Source organism: Paenilisteria riparia FSL S10-1204 (assembly GCF_000525995.1).
GTDB lineage: Bacteria > Bacillota > Bacilli > Lactobacillales > Listeriaceae > Listeria_A > Listeria_A riparia.
This window is the reverse complement of the sequence record NZ_AODL01000024.1, coordinates 1-22,681: the sequence shown is the minus strand read 5'-3', so window position 1 is coordinate 22,681 and position 22,681 is coordinate 1. Positions and strand designations below refer to the sequence as shown.

Annotated in this window: 21 protein-coding genes, 3 pseudogenes and 2 other annotated features; of the genes and pseudogenes, 23 read left to right on the top strand and 1 reads right to left on the bottom strand. The window is 42.9% G+C overall.

Annotated elements, in window-relative coordinates; genetic code table 11:
• Positions 1 to 37 precede the first annotated feature (37 nt).
• The 11 genes and pseudogenes from murQ (at position 38) to PRIP_RS12015 (ending at position 12,176) form a co-directional block, all read left to right on the top strand.
• A complete protein-coding gene (gene murQ / locus PRIP_RS12065; RefSeq protein WP_036101381.1) occupies positions 38 to 922 on the top strand; it encodes an N-acetylmuramic acid 6-phosphate etherase in 885 nt (294 codons plus the stop codon).
• A gap of 14 nt (positions 923 to 936) precedes the next feature.
• Complete coding sequence (locus PRIP_RS12060; RefSeq protein ID WP_036101380.1) at positions 937 to 2,403, top strand: PTS transporter subunit EIIC; 1,467 nt, start codon at positions 937 to 939, stop codon at positions 2,401 to 2,403.
• 100 nt (positions 2,404 to 2,503) lie between these two features.
• Positions 2,504 to 3,352 (top strand): MurR/RpiR family transcriptional regulator, encoded by an 849-nt coding sequence (locus tag PRIP_RS12055; RefSeq protein WP_036101379.1) that lies wholly within the window; start codon positions 2,504 to 2,506, stop codon positions 3,350 to 3,352.
• A gap of 78 nt (positions 3,353 to 3,430) precedes the next feature.
• Positions 3,431 to 3,672: a binding site (T-box leader), on the top strand.
• Between the two features lie 135 nt (positions 3,673 to 3,807).
• Positions 3,808 to 4,041 (top strand) — a binding site (T-box leader).
• Positions 4,042 to 4,107: 66 nt separating this feature from the next.
• On the top strand, positions 4,108 to 5,475 hold the full coding sequence (trpE, locus tag PRIP_RS12050) for an anthranilate synthase component I (protein ID WP_036101378.1): 1,368 nt from the start codon (positions 4,108 to 4,110) through the stop codon (positions 5,473 to 5,475).
• Entirely contained in the window at positions 5,472 to 6,083 is a 612-nt protein-coding gene (locus PRIP_RS12045; RefSeq protein WP_036101377.1) for an anthranilate synthase component II, read from the top strand. The genes trpE and PRIP_RS12045 overlap by 4 nt, the downstream gene beginning before the upstream one ends.
• Positions 6,055 to 7,074: an anthranilate phosphoribosyltransferase gene (gene trpD / locus PRIP_RS12040; RefSeq protein ID WP_036101376.1), complete on the top strand. Its 1,020-nt coding sequence runs from the start codon at positions 6,055 to 6,057 to the stop codon at positions 7,072 to 7,074. The genes PRIP_RS12045 and trpD overlap by 29 nt, the downstream gene beginning before the upstream one ends.
• Positions 7,071 to 7,835, top strand: a complete 765-nt coding sequence (trpC, locus tag PRIP_RS12035; protein WP_036101375.1) for an indole-3-glycerol phosphate synthase TrpC — start codon at positions 7,071 to 7,073, stop codon at positions 7,833 to 7,835. The genes trpD and trpC overlap by 4 nt, the downstream gene beginning before the upstream one ends.
• A complete protein-coding gene (locus PRIP_RS12030) occupies positions 7,832 to 8,443 on the top strand; it encodes a phosphoribosylanthranilate isomerase (protein ID WP_036101374.1) in 612 nt (203 codons plus the stop codon). The genes trpC and PRIP_RS12030 overlap by 4 nt, the downstream gene beginning before the upstream one ends.
• A 2-nt stretch (positions 8,444 to 8,445) precedes the next feature.
• Positions 8,446 to 9,648: a tryptophan synthase subunit beta gene (gene trpB, locus PRIP_RS12025; RefSeq protein ID WP_036101373.1), complete on the top strand. Its 1,203-nt coding sequence runs from the start codon at positions 8,446 to 8,448 to the stop codon at positions 9,646 to 9,648.
• Positions 9,645 to 10,402 (top strand): annotated as a pseudogene (gene trpA, locus PRIP_RS12020) (tryptophan synthase subunit alpha). Before trpB ends, trpA begins: the two are co-directional and overlap by 4 nt.
• A 152-nt stretch (positions 10,403 to 10,554) precedes the next feature.
• Positions 10,555 to 12,176, top strand: a pseudogene (locus tag PRIP_RS12015) (putative polysaccharide biosynthesis protein).
• 113 nt (positions 12,177 to 12,289) lie between these two features.
• Here the strand turns inward: PRIP_RS12015 and PRIP_RS12010 are convergent.
• Positions 12,290 to 13,132 (bottom strand): NAD(P)H-hydrate dehydratase, encoded by an 843-nt coding sequence (locus PRIP_RS12010; RefSeq protein WP_036101372.1) that lies wholly within the window; start codon positions 13,130 to 13,132, stop codon positions 12,290 to 12,292.
• 101 nt (positions 13,133 to 13,233) lie between these two features.
• On the opposite strand from PRIP_RS12010, the gene PRIP_RS12005 reads away from it, so the two are divergent.
• From PRIP_RS12005 to tnpA, 12 genes and pseudogenes are all read left to right on the top strand, one after another.
• Entirely contained in the window at positions 13,234 to 13,641 is a 408-nt protein-coding gene (locus PRIP_RS12005) for an NUDIX hydrolase (RefSeq protein WP_036101371.1), read from the top strand.
• Between the two features lie 83 nt (positions 13,642 to 13,724).
• Positions 13,725 to 15,137, top strand: coding sequence for a dipeptidase PepV (gene pepV, locus PRIP_RS12000; RefSeq protein ID WP_036101370.1), 1,413 nt, complete (start codon positions 13,725 to 13,727; stop codon positions 15,135 to 15,137).
• Positions 15,138 to 15,279: 142 nt separating this feature from the next.
• Positions 15,280 to 16,143, top strand: coding sequence for a D-amino-acid transaminase (gene dat, locus PRIP_RS11995; RefSeq protein WP_036101369.1), 864 nt, complete (start codon positions 15,280 to 15,282; stop codon positions 16,141 to 16,143).
• 61 nt (positions 16,144 to 16,204) lie between these two features.
• Positions 16,205 to 16,555 (top strand): nuclear transport factor 2 family protein, encoded by a 351-nt coding sequence (locus PRIP_RS11990; RefSeq protein ID WP_036101368.1) that lies wholly within the window; start codon positions 16,205 to 16,207, stop codon positions 16,553 to 16,555.
• Between the two features lie 151 nt (positions 16,556 to 16,706).
• The gene (locus tag PRIP_RS11985) at positions 16,707 to 17,138 is read left to right on the top strand and encodes a MarR family winged helix-turn-helix transcriptional regulator (protein ID WP_036101367.1); all 432 of its coding nucleotides are present in this window, start codon (positions 16,707 to 16,709) and stop codon (positions 17,136 to 17,138) included.
• Between the two features lie 6 nt (positions 17,139 to 17,144).
• Entirely contained in the window at positions 17,145 to 18,620 is a 1,476-nt protein-coding gene (mdrM, locus tag PRIP_RS11980) for a multidrug efflux MFS transporter MdrM (RefSeq protein ID WP_036101366.1), read from the top strand.
• 319 nt (positions 18,621 to 18,939) lie between these two features.
• Positions 18,940 to 19,752, top strand: a complete 813-nt coding sequence (locus PRIP_RS11975) for a phosphotransferase family protein (RefSeq protein WP_036101365.1) — start codon at positions 18,940 to 18,942, stop codon at positions 19,750 to 19,752.
• A complete protein-coding gene (gene trmB / locus PRIP_RS11970) occupies positions 19,743 to 20,384 on the top strand; it encodes a tRNA (guanosine(46)-N7)-methyltransferase TrmB (protein WP_036101364.1) in 642 nt (213 codons plus the stop codon). Before PRIP_RS11975 ends, trmB begins: the two co-directional genes overlap by 10 nt.
• Before the next feature lie 55 nt (positions 20,385 to 20,439).
• Positions 20,440 to 21,280, top strand: a pseudogene (locus tag PRIP_RS11965) (MBL fold metallo-hydrolase).
• A gap of 120 nt (positions 21,281 to 21,400) precedes the next feature.
• On the top strand, positions 21,401 to 21,634 hold the full coding sequence (locus PRIP_RS11960) for a metal-sensing transcriptional repressor (RefSeq protein WP_036101363.1): 234 nt from the start codon (positions 21,401 to 21,403) through the stop codon (positions 21,632 to 21,634).
• Positions 21,635 to 21,734: 100 nt separating this feature from the next.
• Positions 21,735 to 22,145 carry a cupin domain-containing protein gene (locus tag PRIP_RS11955; RefSeq protein WP_036101362.1) on the top strand — a complete coding sequence of 137 codons (411 nt, stop codon included), beginning with the start codon at positions 21,735 to 21,737 and terminating at the stop codon, positions 22,143 to 22,145.
• A 197-nt stretch (positions 22,146 to 22,342) separates the two neighbouring features.
• Positions 22,343 to 22,681, top strand: a 339-nt coding sequence (gene tnpA, locus PRIP_RS11950) for an IS200/IS605 family transposase (RefSeq protein WP_036101361.1), incomplete at its 3' end; no start/stop codon positions are given.

Sequence of the window (22,681 nt, the reverse complement as noted above, 5' to 3'; positions counted from 1 at the left end):
TGAGGTACAATAAAATCATGAAAGAGGTGTTCTTACAATGTTAGAGAATTTATCTACGGAAAAACGAAATGAAAAAACAGCATCTTTAGATACGCTATCAGTGAAAGAAGCGTTACAAATAATGAATGATGAAGATGCAAAAGTGACAGGTGCGATTGCTGCAAATCTTGCGTCAATTGAAACCGTTATCAAAGATGTGATTACAAGTTTTAAAAAAGGTGGTCGATTGGTTTATGTCGGCGCTGGAACAAGTGGCCGTCTTGGTGTACTGGATGCCGCAGAATGTGTTCCGACGTTTGGAGTTCCGGCGACAATGGTTGTTGGTTTAATAGCAGGCGGCGAGAAAGCATTTTTACAAGCGATAGAAGGTGCTGAAGACTCGGTGATTTTGGGTAAAGAAGACTTAGAGGGTATTGCGCTAACAGCAGATGATTATGTATTAGGTATTGCGGCAAGTGGTCGTACGCCTTATGTTATCGGTGCGTTAGATTATGCCAAACAAATTGGTGCCAAAACAGGTGCGCTATCTTGTAACACAGGTGCAGCAATCTCCGCACATGCAGATACAGCGATTGAAGTGGATTGTGGTCCTGAAATTCTTACTGGTTCCACACGTTTGAAAGCGGGTACAGCGCAGAAACTCGTACTAAACATGATTTCCACGATTTCTATGATTGGTATCGGAAAAGTCTACAAAAATTTGATGGTCGATGTGATGCCTACCAACGAAAAACTGGTAGAACGTTCGAAACGTATCATCATGGAAGCGACAGAATGCGATTACGATACAGCAGCAAACTATTACGAATTAGCAAACCAACACGTGAAAACAGCAATCGTCATGATTTTAACCAAAACGGACTTTGCGACAGCCACAGAAAAATTAGCAGATGCAGACGGTTTCATCCGACGGACATTATAAAGGAGTGAGCGAACATGACAAAAGAACAAGACTTAGGTCAAAAGATTTTTGAAGAAGTTGGCGGCATGGAAAACGTTTCTAAAATCGCACATTGTATGACTCGCGTGCGTTTAGGAATTAAAGATACAAGTAAAGTAAATGTGGAAGGTCTTAAAAAGGCACCAGGCGTTTTAGGTGTCGTAGAAGACGACACACTTCAAATCATCGTTGGACCGGGCTTTGTAAATAAAGTAGCCGGCGCGATGTGTGACATGGCTGGTGTGAAGCTAGGTGAAGTATTACCTGATAATCTTGACAGCGCAGTAACAAGTGATGATACAGCGAAAACAGGGAAACAACTCGTAGAAGAAAAAGCAGCAGCGACAAAAGCAAACATGAAACAAAAGCAAAATAATACATCAGGTTTTAAACGTTTATTAAAATCAGTAGCTAATATTTTTGTTCCACTAATTCCAGGGTTTGTTGGAGCAGGCCTAATTGCGGGTATTGCGGCAATTCTTTTCAATAATATTCAAGCGGGCAATCTCGATACAGCAACTTGGATGCAATATGTAACGATTTTAACTGTAATCAAAAATGGTATTTTCTCATTCTTAGTTATTTATGTTGGTATTAATACAGCGCAAGAATTCGGTGGCACACCCGTACTTGGTGGGGCTATCGGTGGGGTAACCTTATTGATGGGTGTGACGCCTGAGACACCGATTAAAAACATTTTCAATGGTAGTGATATGGTTGCAGGACAAGGCGGTATTATCGGGGTACTTTTAGCGGTTTACTTGCTTTGTGTGTTAGAGAAATTTTTACGTAAATGGATTCCAAATTCATTGGATATTATTTTAACACCGATGATTGCGTTGCTTATTATTGGCTTGTTTACGGTATTCATTATTATGCCGTTTGCCGGGGTTATTTCGACTAGCCTTGTTGGTAGTATCAACTGGATTATCGCAAAAGGTGGGCTGTTCGCTGGATTTGTTCTAGGGACGCTGTTCTTGCCGATGGTAATGCTCGGGTTACACCAAGTGTTGACTCCTATTCATGTTGAAATGATTGCACAAAATGGATATACAATCTTACTTCCAATGCTTGCAATGGCAGGTGGCGGACAAGTTGGCGCGTCAATTGCACTTTGGATGCGTTGCCGTAAAAATAAACCTTTAGTTAACATGATTAAAGGTGGCCTACCTGTAGGTATTCTAGGTATTGGTGAGCCGTTAATCTACGGTGTTACAATTCCGCTAGGTCGTCCGTTCATTACGGCATGCCTAGGTGGTGGTATTGGTGGAGCGGTCATTGGCTTCTTCGGAAACGTTGGTGCGATTGCCATTGGTCCATCAGGCGTGGCATTAATTCCGCTTATCGCTAATAATACATGGTTGGAGTATGTCATTGGTTTACTTGCGGCTTATATCGGTGGTTTCATCCTTACGTATTTGTGGGGAACACCAAAAGATGCAATGGAAGCTGTGGAAGCATAACAAAAAGATGGTGGGACGAGTTTTTCGTCTCACTTCTTTTTGCAATTCGTGCTATAATTGAGATATTAGAAAAGCAATGATGGAGGTGGCAACGTTTATAATGGGAAGCATCATTAATCGCATTCAAGGAATGCTGGAAGAATTGCCGAAATCAGAGGCGAAAGTGGGACGCGCCATTTTGGACGACCCTAGCAAAATTGTTAAAATGTCGATTCATGAATTGGCGGGATGTTCTGGTGCCAGTGGGGCTGCGGTCATTCGTTTTTGCCATTCCATGGGGCTAGATGGTTTTCCCGAACTGAAAATGAAACTTTCGGTGGAGCTTGTGAAGCCTGAGAAAACGGGTTATTATGATATCGAGCCGAATGAAGATTTTGAAGAAATTACGCGTAAATTAGTATCGAACACGGTTCAGACGTTGAATGATACAGTAGGACAGTTGGATAAGGAAAAAATATTACTGGCTTGTGATATGTTACAGCAGGCGGATACGATTTATGCTTACGGTGTCGGTGCTTCTTGGTTGATTGCCGAGGATATTGCACAGAAGTGGATGCGTGCTGGAAAACACGCTGTAGCGATAGCTGATCCGCATATTTTAGCGATGGCTTTTGCGGCTGGTTCTAAAAAGGCATTGTTCTTCGCGATTTCAAATAGTGGTGAGACGAGCGAAGTGTTGCAGTTGGCAGATGAAGCGCAAAATAATGGGCTGAAGCTGATTAGTTTAACGCGTTTCGGTCAAAATAAATTAAAACAAAAAACAGATGTGGCACTGGAAACGTCGCGTGCACCGGAAACAGAGTTGCGAAGTGCAGCGACAAGTTCCAGACAGGCACAATTTCTGGTGATTGATATTTTATTTTATTTCTATGCATCGCATCATTATGAGGATATGATTGAACAAATAAGGGCATCACGCGCGGCAACAAATCGATTTAGAGAATCGTGAGTTACATAGGTTGCGCTATTTCTTGAAAAGAATTGCTTGACTTCTGGCGAAATATCCGCTATTATAAGTTCTATATTAATTCTTGCGTTGATGAAGAGTAAGTAACATGATGGACGTTTTTTAGAGAGCTGATGGTTGGTGCGAATCAGTAGCGAAAATGATGTGAATGGACTTCGGAGCGACTAAGCTGAACAGGATTTTCCTCAGTAGGAGTTAGCGATTAGGCCTTATCGTTACACAAGGCAACCCATAGTTATGTGGGATTGAGTGAATCGTTTTTCGATTAATGAAGGTGGCACCACGGGTCTCCCGTCCTTATCTAATTTTATTAGGTATGGAGGGAGGCTCTTTTTGTTGGGGGCGTTCGAACAAAGCGAGAATGTAATCCCCTAGTACAACGAAGCAAAGCAAGAATGAAATGCGTAATAAGATGAAAAACCAAGATTGACCATAAAACCAAAGCATAAAGCAAGAAGAGTAAGCAAAAATGATTTTTATAGAGAGTCAGTGGCTGGTGTGAACTGATAAAATCCTTTTGCTGAAGTGGTCCTTGCGCGTGCGGCTTTGAACGAAGAAGTAGGAGCTGCCGGGTTCTCCCGTTAACGAGATAGAGTATGAACGTGTACTCGAATGAGATGGAACTTTGTTAGTTCTAATATGAGGTGGTACCGCGAATTTTCGCCCTCTAAAGATACAGTGTATAATGCTGTCGTCTTTAGGGGGCTTTTTTGTATATTGAAATGGAGGAATGGAAGATGAGATTAGTGAAAAAAATGCAGGCGGATACGATTACGGCGATTTTGGCGTATGAACGTTTAGATGGGAAAAATAAAGCATTGCTGGAAGGTGCGGCTCGGGATGCGGATGTGGGGCGCTATTCGATTATTGCGATGGACCCGGTACACGAGATTGCGATTCATGGGACGAGGTTCGTAATGGATGGTGTGGAAAGAACAGTGACGGATCCGTTGTTGGAACTGGATCGGTTGATTCGAACGGAGAGCGGGGCGGAGTCGGTTTTACCTTTTGAAGCTGGGGCGATTGGGTATGTTGGGTATGACACGATTGCATTGTATGAGGACTTGGGCGAGATGCCGATTGAGACGCGTGATGGACTAGCGGATAGCCATTTTATGTTGTATGAGTCGTTTTTGATTATGGATCATCAGGCGGAGGAAATCATGCTGGTACAGGATAATTGTTATACAGGGCGTGCAGAAAGTGAGATGGAGCGCGCGATGATGTTGATGCGGGAGCAGTTGGTGACGCCGAATGAGTGGGAGTTGCGTGATGTGATGGTGGCGCCGATGGAATATGCTAGCAATACGACGAAATCGGAATACATGGCGTTGGTGGAACGTGCGAAGGCGCATATTCGTGATGGAGATTTCTTTCAAATTGTTTTGTCGCAGCGTTTAGAGGCGAAGTTTACGGGAGATGCGTTTGATTATTATCGGAAATTGCGATTGCTGAATCCTTCGCCGTACTTGTTTTTTGTGGATTTTGGTGAGACGAAGTTGATTGGGTCTTCGCCGGAGAGTTTGGTGAGTGTAACGGGGGACGTTGTGGTGACGAATCCGATTGCGGGGACGCGTAGACGGGGGGAGACGAAGCAGGAGGATGAGCGTCTGGCTGACGAGCTACTACATGATGAGAAGGAGCTGGCGGAACATCGGATGCTTGTGGATCTTGGCCGGAATGATATTGGGAAGGTTGCTGTGACAGGGACGGTGCGTGTTCCAGTGTACTTGACGATTGAGCGGTATCGCTTTTTGATGCATTTGGTGTCAGTCGTGGAAGGACAGTTGAAACCGGGGTTGACGGCAATGGATGCGTTGAAATCGGTATTGCCAGCTGGGACGGTTAGTGGGGCGCCTAAGATTCGCGCAATGGAACGGATTTATGAGTGGGAAAATGTAAAACGTGGGCCTTACGCGGGTGCTGTTGGGTATTTGACGCACCGCGGGGATTGTGATTTTGCACTGGCGATTCGGACGATGGTGTTGCATAACGGAACGGCTTATGTGCAGGCGGGCGCAGGTGTCGTGTATGATTCGGACCCTGAGAGTGAGTATTTAGAGACGTTGCAAAAAGCAAAAGCATTACTGGAGGTTGGGAAATGATTTTACTAGTGGATAATTATGACTCGTTTACGTATAACTTGGAGCAGTATTTGATGGAATATGCGAGTGAGGTTGTTGTGAGACGGAATGATGCGGCGGATTTGATGACGATGGCGGAGCGCGCGACGGGGATTGTGTTGTCACCGGGACCTGGGAAGCCGAGCGAGGCTGGATTGCTGGAAGAGGTTGTGCGGGTGTTCGCGAAACAAAAGCCGATGTTAGGTATTTGTTTGGGACATCAAGCGATTGGCGAAGTTTTCGGTGGGACAGTGAGCCAGGCAGAGAAAATTAGACACGGTAAAGTTTCGATGATGAAACAAAGTGGTGGTGCGATTTTTGCTGGACTGGGTGAGGAATTGGAAATTATGCGGTATCATTCGCTTATTGTAGAGAAGGCAGATTTTCCGGAAGATTTAGAAGTTTTGGCACGATCGCTCGATGATGATGAAATTATGGCGATGCAGTTGCGTGATTATCCAGTTTATGGGTTACAGTTTCATCCAGAATCGATTGGAACACTTGACGGAAAACAAATGATGGCTAATTTTGTGGCGATTGTAGAGAAGGAGGGAAAGCAGGATGGAAGCGTATTTGCAAAAAGTATATGACCAACAAAATTTAACGCGAGAAGAAATGCGTGATGTAGCGACAGCCATTTTTGCAGGGAAGTTGACGCAGGCACAGATGGCGGCTTTCCTGATGGCTTTGAAAATAAAAGGAGAAACGATTGAGGAGATGCAAGCAATCGCAGAAACGATGCAAGGGATGGCGATGCAATTACCGATGGATGGCGCGAATACGATGGATAACTGCGGAACCGGCGGTGACAAGTCGATGAGTTTTAATGTGAGTACGACGTCCGCGTTTGTATTGGCAGCAGCTGGTATCAAAGTCGCCAAACATGGCAATCGTAGCATTTCAAGCCGGTCGGGAAGCGCGGATGTGTGTCAGGAACTAGGCATAGATATTTCGCTTCAAGCGAGCGATATGGTATATTTACTGGAGAATGCTGGTATTGCTTTTCTATTCGCACCGCATGTTCATCCAAATATGAAATATGTGATGGGCGTGAGACGCGAACTGAATACACCGACGATTTTTAATTTAATCGGACCGTTAACAAATCCTGTGAAGCTTGAAACGCAGCTTATGGGCATTTACCGTCGTGATTTATTAGCGCAAACGGCTACGGTTCTTGGAAATTTGGGCCGGAAACGCGCGATTGTTGTGAACGGTGGTGGTTTTACCGATGAGGCTTCTCTTGCAGGTGAAAATCATTACGCACTACTTGAAAATGGTGAAGTGACGCTACACACGTTTACGCCAGAAGATGTGGGTATGGAAAGTCGTGATTTGGAGGCAATCAAAGGTGGCAATGCGAAACGAAATGCAGAAATTTTGTTATCCGTTTTACAAGCAGAGCCAGGTGCTTATTACGATACTGTTGTCTTAAATGCAGGACTAGGTTTGCTTGCTCACGGGAAAGTATCCACATTAGAAACAGGAATCGAGATGGCAAAACAATTAATCGATAGCGGCGCGGCATACGCCAAATTAACGAAATTACTAGAATGTCAGAAGGAGCGATTAGTAGGATGACGTTTTTAGAAGAAATTTTAGCTAAAAAAGCGCAAGAGGTGGCGGACATGCCATTAGAGAAAGTCAAATTGGAACGCCAAAAGCCTTATTTTTATGATTTTTTACAAACGAATAAAGAGGCGGTGCAACTTATTGCAGAGGTGAAACGAGCTTCTCCCTCAAAAGGTGCTATTAATTTGGATGTTGATCCTGTTGCACAAGCAAAAAGTTATGAGAAAGCAGGAGCTGGCGCGATTTCTGTTTTAACAGATCAGGCATTCTTCCAAGGAAATATTGAGGACTTGCGGGCTGTTGCGAAAGCAGTATCGATTCCTGTGTTATGTAAAGATTTTATCGTCAGCGAAAAACAATTAATTCGTGCGAAAAATGCTGGGGCTTCTATCATTCTGCTAATTGTCGCAGCGCTATCAGAAGACGACTTGGCAACGTTGTACAAGCAGGCGGTTTCACTTGATTTGGAAGTACTTGTCGAAGTGCATAATGAAGTGGAATTAGAAGTTGCGGAACGTTTAGGTGCGAAATTAATTGGCGTGAACAATCGCGATTTACATAGTTTTGTCGTCGATATTGCGGTTAGTGAGCGCGTTGCCAAGCAATTTTCGCGAACGGATGCTTGTTATATCAGCGAAAGCGGAATTCGCGAATCTGCCGATGTCGCCCGTGTTGCGAAGAACTACCAAGTGGTGTTAGTTGGCGAAGCATTAATGCGTGCAGAAAATGTAGAGCAAGCAGCGAGCAAACTGAAGGTAGACCGCGTATGACACAGGTCAAAATTTGCGGTTTGAAATACCGTGCAGACGTTGATGTAGCAGTAGCCAATGGTGCGGATATGATCGGTTTTGTTTTCGCAAGAAGCAAACGTCAAGTCACAGCAGATCAGGCGCATATGCTTGCTAAAAAACTCCCAAGCACAGTGAAAAAAGTAGGCGTTTTTGTGAATGAAAGCCCGTCCGAAATCAATCGTATCGCAGCAACAGTGCCACTTGATATCGTGCAATGTCATGGTCAAGAAACCCCAGAAGAAGTCGCTAAAATCAACTGTCCAACCATCAAAGCCTTCCAAGTGAAAGACGGCCAAATTAGCGGGAACATCGAAGTCTACCCCAATAGCCTCCTGTTGCTTGACGCACCAGCTTCCGAATACGAGGGCGGTAGCGGTGAAACGTTTGACTGGGAAAGCCTCAACGATACCATTTTGCCACAAGAAAAAATCATCATTGCAGGCGGATTAAACGCAGAAAATGTCCAAATGGCAATCGCAAAATTTCATCCATTCGCCGTTGATATCTCATCTGGTGTCGAAACAAACGGTACGAAAGATCCTGAAAAAATCATCACATTCATCCAAAAAGCAAAGGAGTCGAAATAAATATGAGTTACAACGCACCGAACAAAGCTGGTTTTTACGGCAATTATGGCGGACAATTCGTCCCAGAAACATTAATGAAAGCAGTCACAGAACTAGAAGCAGCTTACGAGCAATCCAAAAAAGATGAGGCGTTTCAAAAAGAACTAAACTACTATTTACGCGATTATGTCGGTCGTGAATCACCGCTTTATTTCGCGGAACAACTAACCAAACACGCGGGCGGCGCCAAAATTTACTTAAAACGTGAAGACCTCAATCACACAGGCGCGCACAAAATCAATAACTGCATCGGTCAAGCCTTGCTAACTCGCCAAATGGGCAAAAAGAAAGTCGTCGCAGAAACAGGCGCAGGCCAACATGGCGTCGCAACAGCAACCGTAGCGGCTCTGTTCAACCTTGAGTGTACGATTTTTATGGGAGAAGAAGACATTCGCCGTCAGCAGTTAAACGTTTTTCGAATGGAACTTCTCGGCGCAAAAGTTGTTAGTGTTTCAGGTGGTAACGGTACGCTCAAAGACGCTGTCAATGAAGCTTTGCGTTATTGGGTTGCCAACGTAGAGGACACGCATTACATCATGGGTTCTGTCCTAGGACCACATCCATTCCCGCAAATTGTCCGTGATTTCCAAAGCGTTATCGGCAAAGAAGCACGCGCTCAGCACCTTGAAAAAGAAAACCGCCTTCCAGAAGCAATCGTAGCTTGTATCGGCGGAGGCAGCAATGCGATGGGACTTTTCTATCCTTTCGTGAACGATAAAGCAGTCAAAATGTACGGCGTCGAAGCAGCAGGCTCCGGTCTTGATACCGCTTTTCACGCAGCGTCCTTAACGAAAGGTGAAATCGGCGTCCTGCACGGCGCGATGATGCACATTTTACAAGACGATGCCGGTCAAATCCAAGAAGCTTATTCGATTTCCGCGGGGCTTGATTATCCGGGAATTGGTCCAGAGCATAGCCATTTCCGTGATGAAGGTCGCGCCGAATACGCCTCGGTAACAGACGATGAAGCCGTCGAAGCGTTTCAATTACTTTGCCGCACAGAAGGTATCATCCCAGCATTGGAAAGCTCACATGCGATTGCTTTTGCCGTGAAACTAGCAGCCAAAATGAACCCCGAAGAAAGCATGATTGTGTGCCTGTCTGGTCGTGGTGATAAAGACGTGGATCAAATCCGCGCACGTTTGAAAGGAGATAACGAAAAATGAAATTACAACAAGCAATCGAAAAAGCGCATGTAGCCGTTGTCCCATACATGATGCAGGCGACGGAGGTCTTGGCCAATTAGAGTCTCAGATGCAACTTCTAAGCGATGCAGGCGCGACAGCTATCGAAATCGGTATTCCTTTTTCCGACCCAGTGGCAGACGGTCCAGTCATTCAAAAAGCCGGATCACGCGCACTAGCAGACAATATTAGCTTAGAACAAATTCTAAACCGATTAGCAACAAGCAAAATAGACATTCCACTCGTTGTTATGAGTTATTTCAACCCAATCTACCATTTAGGCGTAGAAAAATTTATCGAACTAGCACAAAAAACACCGATTAAGGGGTTAATTATCCCTGATTTACCGTATGAACATCGCGACCTAGTCCAGCCATACCTTGAAAACACAGATATCGCGCTCATTCCACTTATCTCACTAACCAGCCCGAAAGAGCGTATTGAGCTAATCGCCAAACAAGCGCAAGGCTTTATCTACGCAGTCACAGTAAACGGCACAACCGGAGAACGCGCCGTGTTCGGAGACACGATTGACGAAACCTTAACTTTCTTAAAACAGGTCAGCCCAGTCCCCGTGCTAGCCGGATTCGGAATTTCGAACTTAGACCACGTTGCTCGTTTTGCGAATGTTTGTGACGGTGTGATTGTTGGGAGCAAAGTGGTGCAGCTATTGCACGAAGGCAAGCATGAGGAACTTAGCGCATTTATAACAGGAGCGAGTCAGCTCACAAGATAAAAAGCGAAAATTTTTTTTCGCTTTTTTTTTTGATATTTTTCAACTAATGATTGCAAGCTTGTGCAAGAAGGAGTAAACTAAAATTTAGTTGTGTTTTCTTTTTACACTAAAACGGCTCCATTTTGAGCACTTTATAATAAAGGACGAGATCTATGTCTTCTTCAAAACTACTACGTGGCACATTTATTTTAACATTAGGAACGTTTATTTCTAAATTTCTAGGTCTATTCTATGTCATCCCTTTCTACTGGATTATGGGTGGCGCAGGTCCGATGACATTGTACAACTTCGGTTATGTACCGTATCAAATCTTTCTAGGAATAGCAACAGCAGGGGTTCCGCTTGCGGTCGCGAAATATGTCGCCAAATATAATGCTATTGGTGAATACGAGATTGGGCGTCGCTTGTTTAGAACGGGCGTGTACTTAATGCTTGTAACCGGTATTTTGAGTTTCATCGCGATGTATGCTTTAGCGCCAGTGCTTGCAGGCTTGCAATCAATTGAAGGCAGTGGTTATACAGTGGCGGACGTGACAACGGTTATTCGAGCAGTCAGCTTTGCTTTGATTGTTATTCCGGTTATGAGCTTGATTCGTGGCTTTTTCCAAGGCTATCAATCGATGGGGCCGTCTGCGGTTTCTCAAGTTGTGGAACAGATTGTGCGTATTGCCTTCTTGCTCGCGGGTTCAGCTTTCGTCTTGTATGTTCTCCACGGCACCATCGCGAGCGCTATTAGCCTTGCAACATTCGCTGCCTTTATCGGCGCACTAGCCAGCCTTATCTGCTTACTATGGTACTTCTTCAAACGCAAAAAAGGACTCGATGCCTTGTTGCGAACAAGTAAAGGAGAAGTCACCGTTTCGCTACCATCGATGTACAAAGACATTTTCATTACCGCGATTCCGTTCGTTGTCGTTGGGATTGCAAGTTCTCTGTATCAACAAATCGACCAATTCACGTTCGGACGTATTTTAACATGGATTGGCTACAGCGGGCATGAAGCGAGAATTTACTCGGTATTGTTAACTTCAGTGCGCAAAAATTAGTTATCATCCCAGTCAGCTTGGCCACGGCATTCTCGATGACGATTGTGCCACTTGTTACAGCTGCCTACATGCGCGGCGAACAAGAAAATGTAAAAAAACAATTAAACGATGTTTTCCAAGTCTTACTTTTCATTACGCTACCGGCTTGTATTGGTATGTCACTTCTAGCTGAACCGCTTTACACCGTGTTTTACGAGCATGATCCAGCAGGGATTCAGATTTTAGCGGCATATGCACCAGTTGCGATTTTACTATCTTTATTCAGTGTGACGGCTGCGATTTTACAAGGAATTGACCAACAGCGTTTCACGATTTTAAGTTTATTGCTCGGTTTATTGACGAAATCCGTGTTCCAAATGCCACTGATGATGTGGATGGGCGCGCGTGGTTCTGTTATGGCAACTGGATTAGGTTACACGGTTTCCGTTATTTTCGCGATGATTATTATTCGGAAATACGCCAACTATAATTTCAGCGTTATTTTAAGAAGAACGGTACTCATGTTGATGTTAAACTTAGCAATGGCAATCGTTGTCTTACTTGCTTACTACGGCTTCACATTATTCATCAACCCAGAATCGAAATTTGGTTCCATGATGTTGCTTATTCTTTGCGGCGGACTAGGAGCAATCGTCTATAGTTATCTAAGTCTGCGCCTACGGTTATTCGACAAAGTATTCGGACCAAGAGCAGCAGCAATCAGGAGAAAACTGCATATTAAAGCCTAATGAAAAAAGTTTGCGAGCCAAAAAATTTTGGTTTGCAAACTTTTTTTTGCTTAGAAAATATTTTTTTGCAATTAAAAGAACTAAAAGGCATAAAAACCTCTTAGTTCTGCTGATTAATAAGGATTGTCATCTGTTTCGCTGAATTTCTTCAAATAATACGGAATTTGTTCAGCAACTTCGGTTGGCAAAACAACGTATTTCTTTTTCGCTAATGTTTCGCCAATATAACTGTGCAAAAATACAGCGGTTAAAACGGCATGTTTTGGCGTTTCAAGTTGACCGAGTAAGCCTGCAATCATGCCTGCTAACGTGTCTCCCATGCCTCCAGTTGCCATCGCAGGTGTACCATATATGTTTTGCCAAATATCATCCTCGATATACACGCGCGTGCGATGATCTTTCAACACAACGATGGCATGCAATGCATCCGCGAAATCCTGATTTTTTGCGTCATTCAAGTTGTCTGTATGCGTATGCGTCAGGCGCTCCCATTCTTTTCGGTGAGGTGTGAAAATCAGCGTCGCATCCGGCGTCGGGTACTCCCCATTCGCATATAGCGTAATCCCATCACCGTCCACAATCACGCGCTGCTCGGCATGTGTATACTCACAAACAAGATGTAATAACGTTTGCGCCGTCTCGTCCAAACCAAGCCCTGGTCCAATCAAAATCGCATCAAACTGTGGCAGAGCTTTCACCAAATAATCCGTATCACTTGAATCAATAAACATCGCTTCAGGAAGCCTTGCATGAAGTGCAGACCTGTTCACATGATGCGTCGCCACAGAAACAAGACCTGCGCCGCTATGAATCGCACCTTGTGCCGCCATAATAATTGCACCGCCTAACAGTTCATTGCCACCGATTAACAAAACACGCCCATAATCGCTTTTATTCGTCTCATCATCCCTCTGTTTAATCCATGCACAAACTACTTTTGGTGTAATTTTTTTCATGATATATCGCCCTTTCTTAATTTTTTTTGTATGTAATTGCGCTTTTTCTTGCTTAATTGTTCAATATAGTATAACCTATCCACAAAAGGAGGGAAAGCAATATGAAACCGATTTTTCCAGCAGTAAAAGCAGTTATTGTACATAATGGTCATTTTCTTGCCTTAAAGAAGGCGGATGCGGACGGAGATGTCTGGGAGCTACCTGGTGGTAAGATGAACTTTGGTGAGACAAAAGGAGAGGCGTTATTCCGCGAAGTGCTTGAAGAAACAGGTTTACAAGTTCAGCCATTTATTTTGTATGATACGTGGGAATTTTTCCAACCAGAGTATCAAATTACCGGCGTGATTTATTTGTGCGAAAAACCAGAAGGTGAAGTTCGAATTTCGAGTGAACATGCAGCGTATGAATGGTTTCCGCTGGAAGCAAGCAGCTTAGAACGAATGGATGTCGTCTTTGCGTCGCGCATGGTTCGCTGGGATTTTGATGCGATTAAAGGATTTATGGCGTAATTCGCTTCAAAATGCTTTCATGTCACTACAAAAGAGTATACAATAGGGGAGTAAATATATCATTTGAAGGGATTGTTAGGAATATGAGTACAATCAATTGGCAAGAAGAAGCGGAAAAGCGTCGTGAGGATTTCAAACGTGATTTATTCGCCATTTTAAGCATTCCAAGTGTTCGCGATGATTCCCAGGCGACAGAAGATGCACCATTTGGCCCAGACGTGAAAAAAGCATTGGATTTTGCTTTAGAATTGGCCGAAAAAGATGGCTTTGCGATTAAAGAGGTCGGAAATGTAGCGGGACACGCAGAGTTTGGACAAGGGGAAGAACTTGTTGCAGCGCTAGGTCACGTTGACGTTGTACCAGTTGGCGATGACTGGTCGCATGATCCATTTGATCCAATTTTGAAAGATGGGAAAGTATTTGCCCGTGGCTCAGCGGACGATAAAGGCCCAGCAATGGCGGCATACTATGCTATGAAAATCATTAAAGAATTAGACTTACCATTATCACGTCGTGTGCGGATGATATACGGCTCAGATGAAGAAAGCGGTATGTCTTGTGTCGAACGTTATTTTGAAACAGAAGAACAACCAACAATGGGCTTTGTGCCTGATGCTGAATTTCCGATTATTCACGCGGAAAAAGGTATTTCTGAGTTGGATATTTCGTTCAAAGACGGCGAAAAAGACGGCAATGCGGACTTCCGTTTAATCAGTTTTGAATCTGGCGCACGTTACAATATGGTTCCAGACCATGCGAAAGCCGTTTTGGAGGATGCTAAAGATGTGGCTCAGCTTACAAAACAATTCGACGCTTACAAAAAAGAAACGAAGCTTAATGGTGAACTTGTAGTATCAGGAAACCAAGTAACAGTTTCTCTAATTGGTAAAGCGGCACATGCGATGGAGCCAAACAATGGTATTAACGCAGGCCTGCATTTAGTTGCGTTCCTTGGCAAATTCACATTGACTGGTGCGGCCAATGATTTCGTGATGTTCGGTAAAGATTACTTATACGGCGATTCACGTGCGATGAAACTAGGTATCCGTTACGAAGACGACGAAAGTGGCGAATTGACAATGAATGTCGGCGTGATTCGTTATAGCGTCAGCGAAGGCGGTCGTTATGGCCTCAACTTCCGTTACCCAGTGACAGCGAACATGGACAAGCTAAAACTAAAAATGGAAACTGTAGTGAACGAATATAGCGGTCAATACACGCACTACGATGACTCCAAACCACTATTCGTACCAAAAGACCATAAATTAATCCAAGTGTTGCAAGAAGTATACACAAGCCAAACAGGCGAAGAAGCAACATTGCTTGCTATCGGTGGCGGAACTTACGCGCGTCATATGGAGACTGGTGTTGCCTTTGGAGCCCTATTCCCAGGTCGTGAAGATACCATGCACCAAAAAGACGAATTCGCATATTTCGACGATTTAGTAAAAACAATCGGAATTTATGCAGAAGCGCTTTACAAATTAGCGAAGTAAGGTATATAATTGAAAAAAATTAAATGAAAGTAGAGATGCGGAAAAAAGAGGAACGTGTGGTCATGCAACCCTTTTTTTCCGTCGCTGCTTTGATTTGAATTTTTAGATAGTTGCAAAAATAGGTAATAAAGGAGTGCTCACAATGAAAGTATTAGTAAACAATCAATTAATAGAACGAGTAGAAGCAAAAATTGATATAGAAGATCGGGGATATCAGTTCGGAGACGGTGTGTACGAAGTTGTTCGTGCTTATAATGGCCAATTCTTTACATATGAAGAGCACATTGATCGCCTGTACGCCAGTGCGAATAAGATTGATCTTGTTATTCCTTTTGAAAAAGCAGAATTACGTGAATTACTGGAAGGCTTATTAAAAGCAAATAATATTGGAACAGGGAATGTGTACTTGCAAGTTACGCGCGGTATTCAATCACCGCGAAATCATGTAGTGCCTGATCTTCCTTTAGAAGGTGTGCTGACGGCTTCTGCAAGTGAAGTGTCGCGTGACACGACGCTATTTGAACAAGGACGCAAAGCGATTTTGGAAGAGGATGTTCGTTGGCTACGTTGTGATATTAAGAGCTTGAACTTGCTTGGAAACACGATGGCAAAGAACAAGGCGCACCAAGCTGGAGCTTTCGAAGCGATTCTGCACCGTGGTGAGGAAGTGACGGAAGGCTCGTCTACCAATGCGTATATTATTAAGAACGGTACGCTGATAACGCATGCGGCGGATAATCTTATTTTGAGTGGGATTACACGCCAAGTCATTCTAAAAGTAGCGCGCGATATCGGTGTTCCGGTTGCAGAAACTGGCTTTACGCTTACGGATTTAGCAGCGGCAGACGAGGTTTTCATCTCCAGTACGACAATTGAAGTAACGCCAATCATCGAAATTGATGGCAAACAAGTGAGCGATGGTAAACGTGGCCCAATTACGAAAAAAATTCACGACGCATTCGCAGCAGAAGTTCTTAAGCAATGCGGCGAATTAGCATTTAGTTAAATTTTCAAAATCGGAGGAGTCTTTTGCAGGCTTGTCCGATTTTTTTAAGGAGATGTTTACGATGAATCAAGATTTAAAAACGCTCTTGCAAAACCAAGAAGAACAGTTGCTTCTTCCAGAAATCCGAACATCAAAAGATGCGCTTAGCCAATTGCTTGCTACTGATTTTTTTGAATTTGGAAGTTCTGGTCGGGTTTTATATCGGGAGGAGGAAATAGCAGAAACAGGAATCGATGTTGTCGATATGCAACTCAGTGACTTTGAAATCAAGCCACTAGCTGAGGATGTTGTTCTTGCGACGTATCGTATTTTCAACGTAGAGCAGAAGCAGTCATCCTTACGAAGCTCTATTTGGAAATTTCAGAACAATCGCTGGCAACTTGTCTTTCATCAAGGGACAAAAACTATATAATTAATTACATATAAAAAATAATTGACGAATACGCCCAATGTTATCGTTTTCAGGAAAAAATAGGCTTGACAATGATAAAATTAGGCGTATAATTGCTAATAGTTCGTATGCGAATCTTTCGCTCTTGAACATTAAAGGAGGGGAAGTAAATATGGATGAGAAGTTGATACGAGAAGTGGTGCTATCCTTTCGATCGGTACAGCGCAAAATACACCAATACCTGCAAGAAGAGGCCGCGAAACGGGACATCACAACGGTGCAACTTTTTTCATTAGGAACGTTAAAAAGGGAACCGCACTTAACGCTTGGCGAACTAGCCGAACGGGTGCAGGTAAATAAAAGTACAATGAGCGGTATTGTGGACCGTCTTGTTAAAGCAAATTACTTAACACGCGGACGTGAAGAAGGAAACCGTCGCGCGCTTAATTTACAGCTAACTGCTGAAGGCTTAGCAAAAGTCGATGAAACGTATGATTTGTTTTTCAATCGATTGGAGCGTGTTTTGGAAATAGAGACAGAAGAGCTAGAGGCTATGTTAGAGACACACAAGAAAATGATTGCGTTATTGGAACGAAAGGAGTAAGAAAGAATGAACATGAAAGCAGCAACGAATGGTATTAAAACAAACGGTATCTTGATTGTGATGCTAATGGGTGCATTTGTTACGATTTTGAATCAAACATTGATGAACGTAGCGCTGCCAAGCATTATGACGGATTTCAATATTACAGCAAGTCAAGGTCAATGGCTGACGACTGGATTTATGTTAGTCAATGGTGTCATGATACCGATGACTGCTTTTCTAATTGAACGATTTACAACGAGACAACTTTATTTATTCGCAATGATTACATTTGCGATTGGAACAACGATTTCTGGTTTTGCTGGAGATTATACAGTATTAATTATTGGGCGAATGGTACAAGCGATAGGTGCAGGTATTGTTATGCCACTTCTAACGGTCGTTGTACTGAACTTATTTCCAATGGAACGACGCGGAAGGGCGATGGGTCTTATCGGGCTTGCCATGAACTTCGCGCCAGCAATTGGACCAACGTTATCAGGATGGATTGTCCAAGAATACGATTGGCGGAACTTATTTTATATTATTATTCCTTTTGCAATTTTGGACGTAGTGGTTGCCTTCTTCCTATTAAAAAATGTCGGTAAACGTACTTTTCCAAAATTGGATTTCCTTGGTGTTATTTTATCGACCATCGGGTTTGGTAGTTTATTATTAGGATTTAGTAACGCAGGGGATCATGATTTCTTATCTGCAAAAGTTATTGGTTTTGTCCTATTAGGGTTCGTTGTATTAGCTGTATTTATTTGGTATCAAGGCCGCGCCAAAGCACCTTTACTGAACTTCAAAGTTTTTCAACATCGGACGTTTACATTGACAACAACTATAAGCTTTTTCGTTATGATGGGGCTATACGGTGGCATGCTGTTATTCCCAATCTTCTTGCAAAGTGTGCGCCATTTCACACCATTAGAGTCTGGACTTGTCTTATTGCCAGGTGCAGTGATGACCGCAGCGCTATCGCCAGTGACAGGTATTCTATTTGACCGTTTTGGAGCTAAATACTTGTCCTTGATTGGGCTTATTATCATGGCTGTAACGACATTCATGTTTACAGACTTAACCGAAAGTACGACATTAACATATATCGTTATTGTGCAAACGGTTCGGGCAAGTGGTATGGCAATGGTTATGATGCCACTACAAACCGCAGCGCTCAACTCGTTGCCACTATCGATGGCAGCGCACGGATCGGCGATGTTCAATACCGTTCGGCAAATAGCGGGCTCACTTGGCACGGCTTTACTCATCACCACGATGTCCAAGAGTGCTTCAAGCTACGCCAAAAATTTAGGAGCAGCCGATGTTGTTGGTAAGACAAAAGAACAAATCGCCAATCATGTCTTAATTCACGGAATTGAAACAGCGTTCCTCGTATCATCTATTCTTTCTGTGATTGCTGTTATTTTGTCATTGTTCATTAAGAAAAAACCACAATCACTAGCACCAGTCGTTAAGAAAACAGAAGTAATGGATAGCTAAACTTAGAAACTTTGTACGCAGGGCCTAACCTTGTGTGCAAAGTTTTTTGTGTAAATTAAGTACATCGCAAGCGTAACATTTTTATACCGAATGTATTATTTCAAAACCGAACATATGTTGACTTGACGTGAGACGAGAAGAGAAGTAAAATTTAAAAGGTAGCTATTAGTGTAATGGCTCTTTTTTTATCCATCTTTCTAACATACATAGAAGACAAGTAGACCAATTCGTCTTAGCAAAGGGATTGATGTAATAAAGGCGAGTTCCACACGAAATATAGAGTGATAGACGACGCAATGTAAGCGAAGGTGAATGTAGAATGAAAGATAATTTGTTTGGCGATGATTGGGAAATAGAACCAGCTGGTGGTGAGACGGGGAAAGCTTTTGTAGCTGTTCATGAAGACGAGAAGTTCTTTTTAAAGAGAAATTCATCGCCTTTTTTAGCTGCGCTTTCTGTAGAAAATATTGTTCCTAAGCTTATCTGGACAAGACGTGTGGAAAATGGAGATGTTATTACCGCGCAGAAGTGGATTGATGATAGTCAAACGCTAGATGCAGAAAACATGCGCGAGCCTCGTGTTGCGAAACTACTAGGACGGATTCATCGCTCAGAACATTTACGGGATATGTTAGGTCGAATTGAGAAAAAAGATTATTCCTGTGCGTATTTATTGAAGCAAATAACGGTGGATATTCAAACGACGTCTTACAATGATACTTTAATTTTAGAAGCGCAACGCTATTTAGCAGAGAATATGGACACGTTAGAGGAAGCGCGTCATGTTGTTTGCCACGGAGATGTCAACCATAATAACTGGCTACTTTCAGGAGAAGATTCGCTTTATTTAGTCGATTGGGACGGGGCAATGCTTGCTGATCCAGCGAATGATGTTGGGGTTTTATTATATCAATATGTTCCGTCTGCTGAATGGAAAAATTGGTTAGCAGAATATGGACAGGAGTTGACGCCTGCTTTTTACAAACGACTGAAATGGTTTTCTGTTTGTCAGGTTTTAATGGCAATGAATTGGCAGTATGAACGCGGGCGTGAACCAGAACGCTTGCGATTAGAACAACTTTTGAAAAAAATATTAAGTGATAATGAGGTGTACGCAACGTTATGCGAGTAAAACATAAACCGTGGGCGAGAGAGAAAATCTTGGCTCATCCAGAAGTATGTGTGGCAAACCCAGAAGACTGGAAAGGGAAGTGGCACGAACTATTTGGAAATGAAAATCCGATTCATATCGAAATCGGAACTGGAAAAGGGCAGTTCGTCACTGGCATGGCAACAAAGCATCCAGATATTAACTATATTGGCATTGAAGTGGTAGAGAGTGTCTTGATTACGGCGCTGGACAAAGCACTGGTTGCTGGCATCCCGAACTTACGATTGCTATCGGTGGACGGGGCAGATTTATTAGAATATTTCGAGCCAGGTGAAGTGGCGCGTGTTTATTTGAACTTCTCTGATCCGTGGCCGAAGAAACGCCATACGAAACGTCGCTTGACGAATCCGCGTTTTTTAGATATTTATAAAGTATTACTACCAGCAGATGGCGAAATTCATTTTAAGACGGACAACCGTAGTTTGTTCGAATATTCATTAGTCGCGTTTTCAGAGTACGGTATGTTGTTGCATTATTTGTCGCTTGATTTGCATCATAGTGATTACGAGGGCAATATCATGACAGAGTACGAAGAGAAATTTTCCGCACAAGGTTTTCCGATTTATCGTTTAGAAGCAACTTTTAAAGCATAACAAGAGGCTGGAGCATATATGGCTCTGGCTTTTTTTCATAAAGGAGGTAAAAATAATGGATACATTGCAAGTAGGGGAGATAAAAATTCATTGGTTACGAGGTGGAATCGCGCATTTCGACGGTGGAGCGATGTTCGGCGTAGTCCCAAAAGCTCTGTGGCAGAAAAAATACGAGCCGAACGAAAAAAATCAGATTCGCTGTACGACAGACCCGATGTATTTCGAATATCAAGGCAAGCATTATTTAATTGATGCAGGAATTGGCGTTGGGCGTCTGACGGAAAAAACAACGCCGGAATTTCGGTGTAACAGAAGAATCCTTTGTGTTGGAAGATTTGGCGAAATTAAGCGTCGCCCCAGAAGCAATTGACGTTATTTTAATGTCACATATGCACTTTGATCACATTGTTGGCTTAACGGACACGAGTGGTGCGAGCTTGTTTCCGAATGCGACGATCTACACGACAGAAACCGAGTGGGAGGAAATACGCCATCCTAATATTCGCTCCAAAGCAACTTATTGGTCTGAGAACTGGCAGGGGATTGCGAATCAAGTAAAGACATACAAAGAGGAGCTGATATTAAACGACGCGATTTCCTTAGAAAAAACAGGCGGACATAGTAATGGTCATGCGGTAATTCGAATAGATAGTCTTGGCGAGTCGGCGATTCACATGGCTGACATCTTTCCAACACACGCTCATCAAAACGTACTCTGGGTCACCGCATACGACGACTACCCAATGGACTCCATTTTTGCAAAAGAACGATTGCGCGAGGAGCTTAACGGAACTGGAAAATGGTTACTGTTTTATCATGATTATTTTTACCGAGCGCTGCAGTTTGATAAGGACGGAAATACAACAAATTCGGTGCCTTTGAATCATATAAACTAAAGATACCTCTATATAGTATTTTAGTTTATATCCCTATATAGGGGTTATTTAGATGTCTGTATATAAGCATTACTGATTGTTTAATGAGATTTCATATTTTTTATAGTAGGGGGTATAGGGATGTCGGGAGTTCGTAAAGCAGTTTCCAATAGGCTAGCCAAAATAGAAGGTCACGTTAAATCCATCAAAAAAATGACGGATGACAATCGATCTTATGATGATATTATGTTGCAAATGGCTGCCGTCAAAAAAGCGTTACAAAGCGCCGAAAAAGTCATTTTCAGCGAACAAATGAAAGAAATGGTGGAACAAGGAGAATTTAACCAAAAGCGTGTAGATAGTTATATCAAATAAATGTTGTGGAGAGTCATCTAGGCTGTTATTGTAATAAATCACTTTACTTAGAGTGCACTTCAAGGTTTATACTAATTTTATAGAAAAGGAGAGGATTAGAATGATTGAAAAAGACTTAAACCAAAGTACCATTTTCCCAATTGGAGAAAAAATTGACAATGATTATTTCGTAGGAGATGCATACCTTTCGATGCTTACCACGCAATCGAATCCAATCGGAAATGTCACTTTCGCGCCGAATGCAAGAAACAATTGGCATACTCATGAAGGCGGTCAGATTTTACTTGTGATTGGTGGCGAAGGCTATTATCAAGAAGAAGGCAAAGTAGCGCAACGCTTGAAGGCGGGAGACGTCGTTGAAATCGCAGCTGGGATTAAGCATTGGCATGGTGCAGCGTCAGATAGCTGGTTTGTTCATCTGGCGATTGTTCGTGATCCAAGCAAAGGCGACACTACCTGGCTAGAACCGGTGTCTGAAAGCCAATATCAAGAAGCAAATCAGTCGAAATAAAGCGCACAACGCCAAAAAAACATACTAAGATTAGTAGGTAAGGCCACGGCCATGGTCTTGCCTACTATTTTTTTAATGATGCTAATAAACCACACGCTCTGCGTGTGCGGCGACGGATAGCTTTAGCGTTAAAAATCTCCTTTCGCTATAATAGAATTGGCCGCAAACCAAATTCTGTGCGAAAGGAGATTTTTTTTATGCCTAGTAACGATGATAGTAGTTTATCACATACTCGTTGGAATTGTAAGTATCATATTGTGTTCACTCCAAAATATCGACGAAAAATTATCTATGGTCAACTTCGAAAAGATATTGGGGCGATTTTAAGAAAATTATGCGAAATGAAAGATGTAGAAATCATTGAAGCTCATGCCATGCCAAATCATATTCATATGCTCGTACGAATACCGCCTAAAACAAGTGTTTCGAGCTTTATGGGCTTTTTGAAGGGGCGTAGCGCTATACTAATCCATGAGCGTCATGCCAATTTAAAATACAATTATGGCAATCGCACATTCTGGTCTAAGGGCTATTAT

What these genes read in the sequence shown, in the direction of transcription:
- trpD (WP_036101376.1), top strand. Translation starts at nt 6,055, where the DNA reads ATGGAAGCGTATTTGCAAAAAGTATATGACCAACAAAATTTAACGCGA.
- PRIP_RS11960 (WP_036101363.1), top strand. Translation starts at nt 21,401, where the DNA reads ATGTCGGGAGTTCGTAAAGCAGTTTCCAATAGGCTAGCCAAAATAGAA.
- PRIP_RS11985 (WP_036101367.1), top strand. Translation starts at nt 16,707, where the DNA reads ATGGATGAGAAGTTGATACGAGAAGTGGTGCTATCCTTTCGATCGGTA.
- PRIP_RS12045 (WP_036101377.1), top strand. Translation starts at nt 5,472, where the DNA reads ATGATTTTACTAGTGGATAATTATGACTCGTTTACGTATAACTTGGAG.
- PRIP_RS11990 (WP_036101368.1), top strand. Translation starts at nt 16,205, where the DNA reads ATGAATCAAGATTTAAAAACGCTCTTGCAAAACCAAGAAGAACAGTTG.
- PRIP_RS12030 (WP_036101374.1), top strand. Translation starts at nt 7,832, where the DNA reads ATGACACAGGTCAAAATTTGCGGTTTGAAATACCGTGCAGACGTTGAT.
- trpE (WP_036101378.1), top strand. Translation starts at nt 4,108, where the DNA reads ATGAGATTAGTGAAAAAAATGCAGGCGGATACGATTACGGCGATTTTG.
- PRIP_RS11975 (WP_036101365.1), top strand. Translation starts at nt 18,940, where the DNA reads ATGAAAGATAATTTGTTTGGCGATGATTGGGAAATAGAACCAGCTGGT.
- dat (WP_036101369.1), top strand. Translation starts at nt 15,280, where the DNA reads ATGAAAGTATTAGTAAACAATCAATTAATAGAACGAGTAGAAGCAAAA.
- trpC (WP_036101375.1), top strand. Translation starts at nt 7,071, where the DNA reads ATGACGTTTTTAGAAGAAATTTTAGCTAAAAAAGCGCAAGAGGTGGCG.
- mdrM (WP_036101366.1), top strand. Translation starts at nt 17,145, where the DNA reads ATGAACATGAAAGCAGCAACGAATGGTATTAAAACAAACGGTATCTTG.
- PRIP_RS12055 (WP_036101379.1), top strand. Translation starts at nt 2,504, where the DNA reads ATGGGAAGCATCATTAATCGCATTCAAGGAATGCTGGAAGAATTGCCG.
- trmB (WP_036101364.1), top strand. Translation starts at nt 19,743, where the DNA reads ATGCGAGTAAAACATAAACCGTGGGCGAGAGAGAAAATCTTGGCTCAT.
- PRIP_RS12060 (WP_036101380.1), top strand. Translation starts at nt 937, where the DNA reads ATGACAAAAGAACAAGACTTAGGTCAAAAGATTTTTGAAGAAGTTGGC.
- PRIP_RS12010 (WP_036101372.1), bottom strand. Translation starts at nt 13,132, where the DNA reads ATGAAAAAAATTACACCAAAAGTAGTTTGTGCATGGATTAAACAGAGG.
- trpB (WP_036101373.1), top strand. Translation starts at nt 8,446, where the DNA reads ATGAGTTACAACGCACCGAACAAAGCTGGTTTTTACGGCAATTATGGC.
- PRIP_RS12005 (WP_036101371.1), top strand. Translation starts at nt 13,234, where the DNA reads ATGAAACCGATTTTTCCAGCAGTAAAAGCAGTTATTGTACATAATGGT.
- pepV (WP_036101370.1), top strand. Translation starts at nt 13,725, where the DNA reads ATGAGTACAATCAATTGGCAAGAAGAAGCGGAAAAGCGTCGTGAGGAT.
- PRIP_RS11955 (WP_036101362.1), top strand. Translation starts at nt 21,735, where the DNA reads ATGATTGAAAAAGACTTAAACCAAAGTACCATTTTCCCAATTGGAGAA.
- murQ (WP_036101381.1), top strand. Translation starts at nt 38, where the DNA reads ATGTTAGAGAATTTATCTACGGAAAAACGAAATGAAAAAACAGCATCT.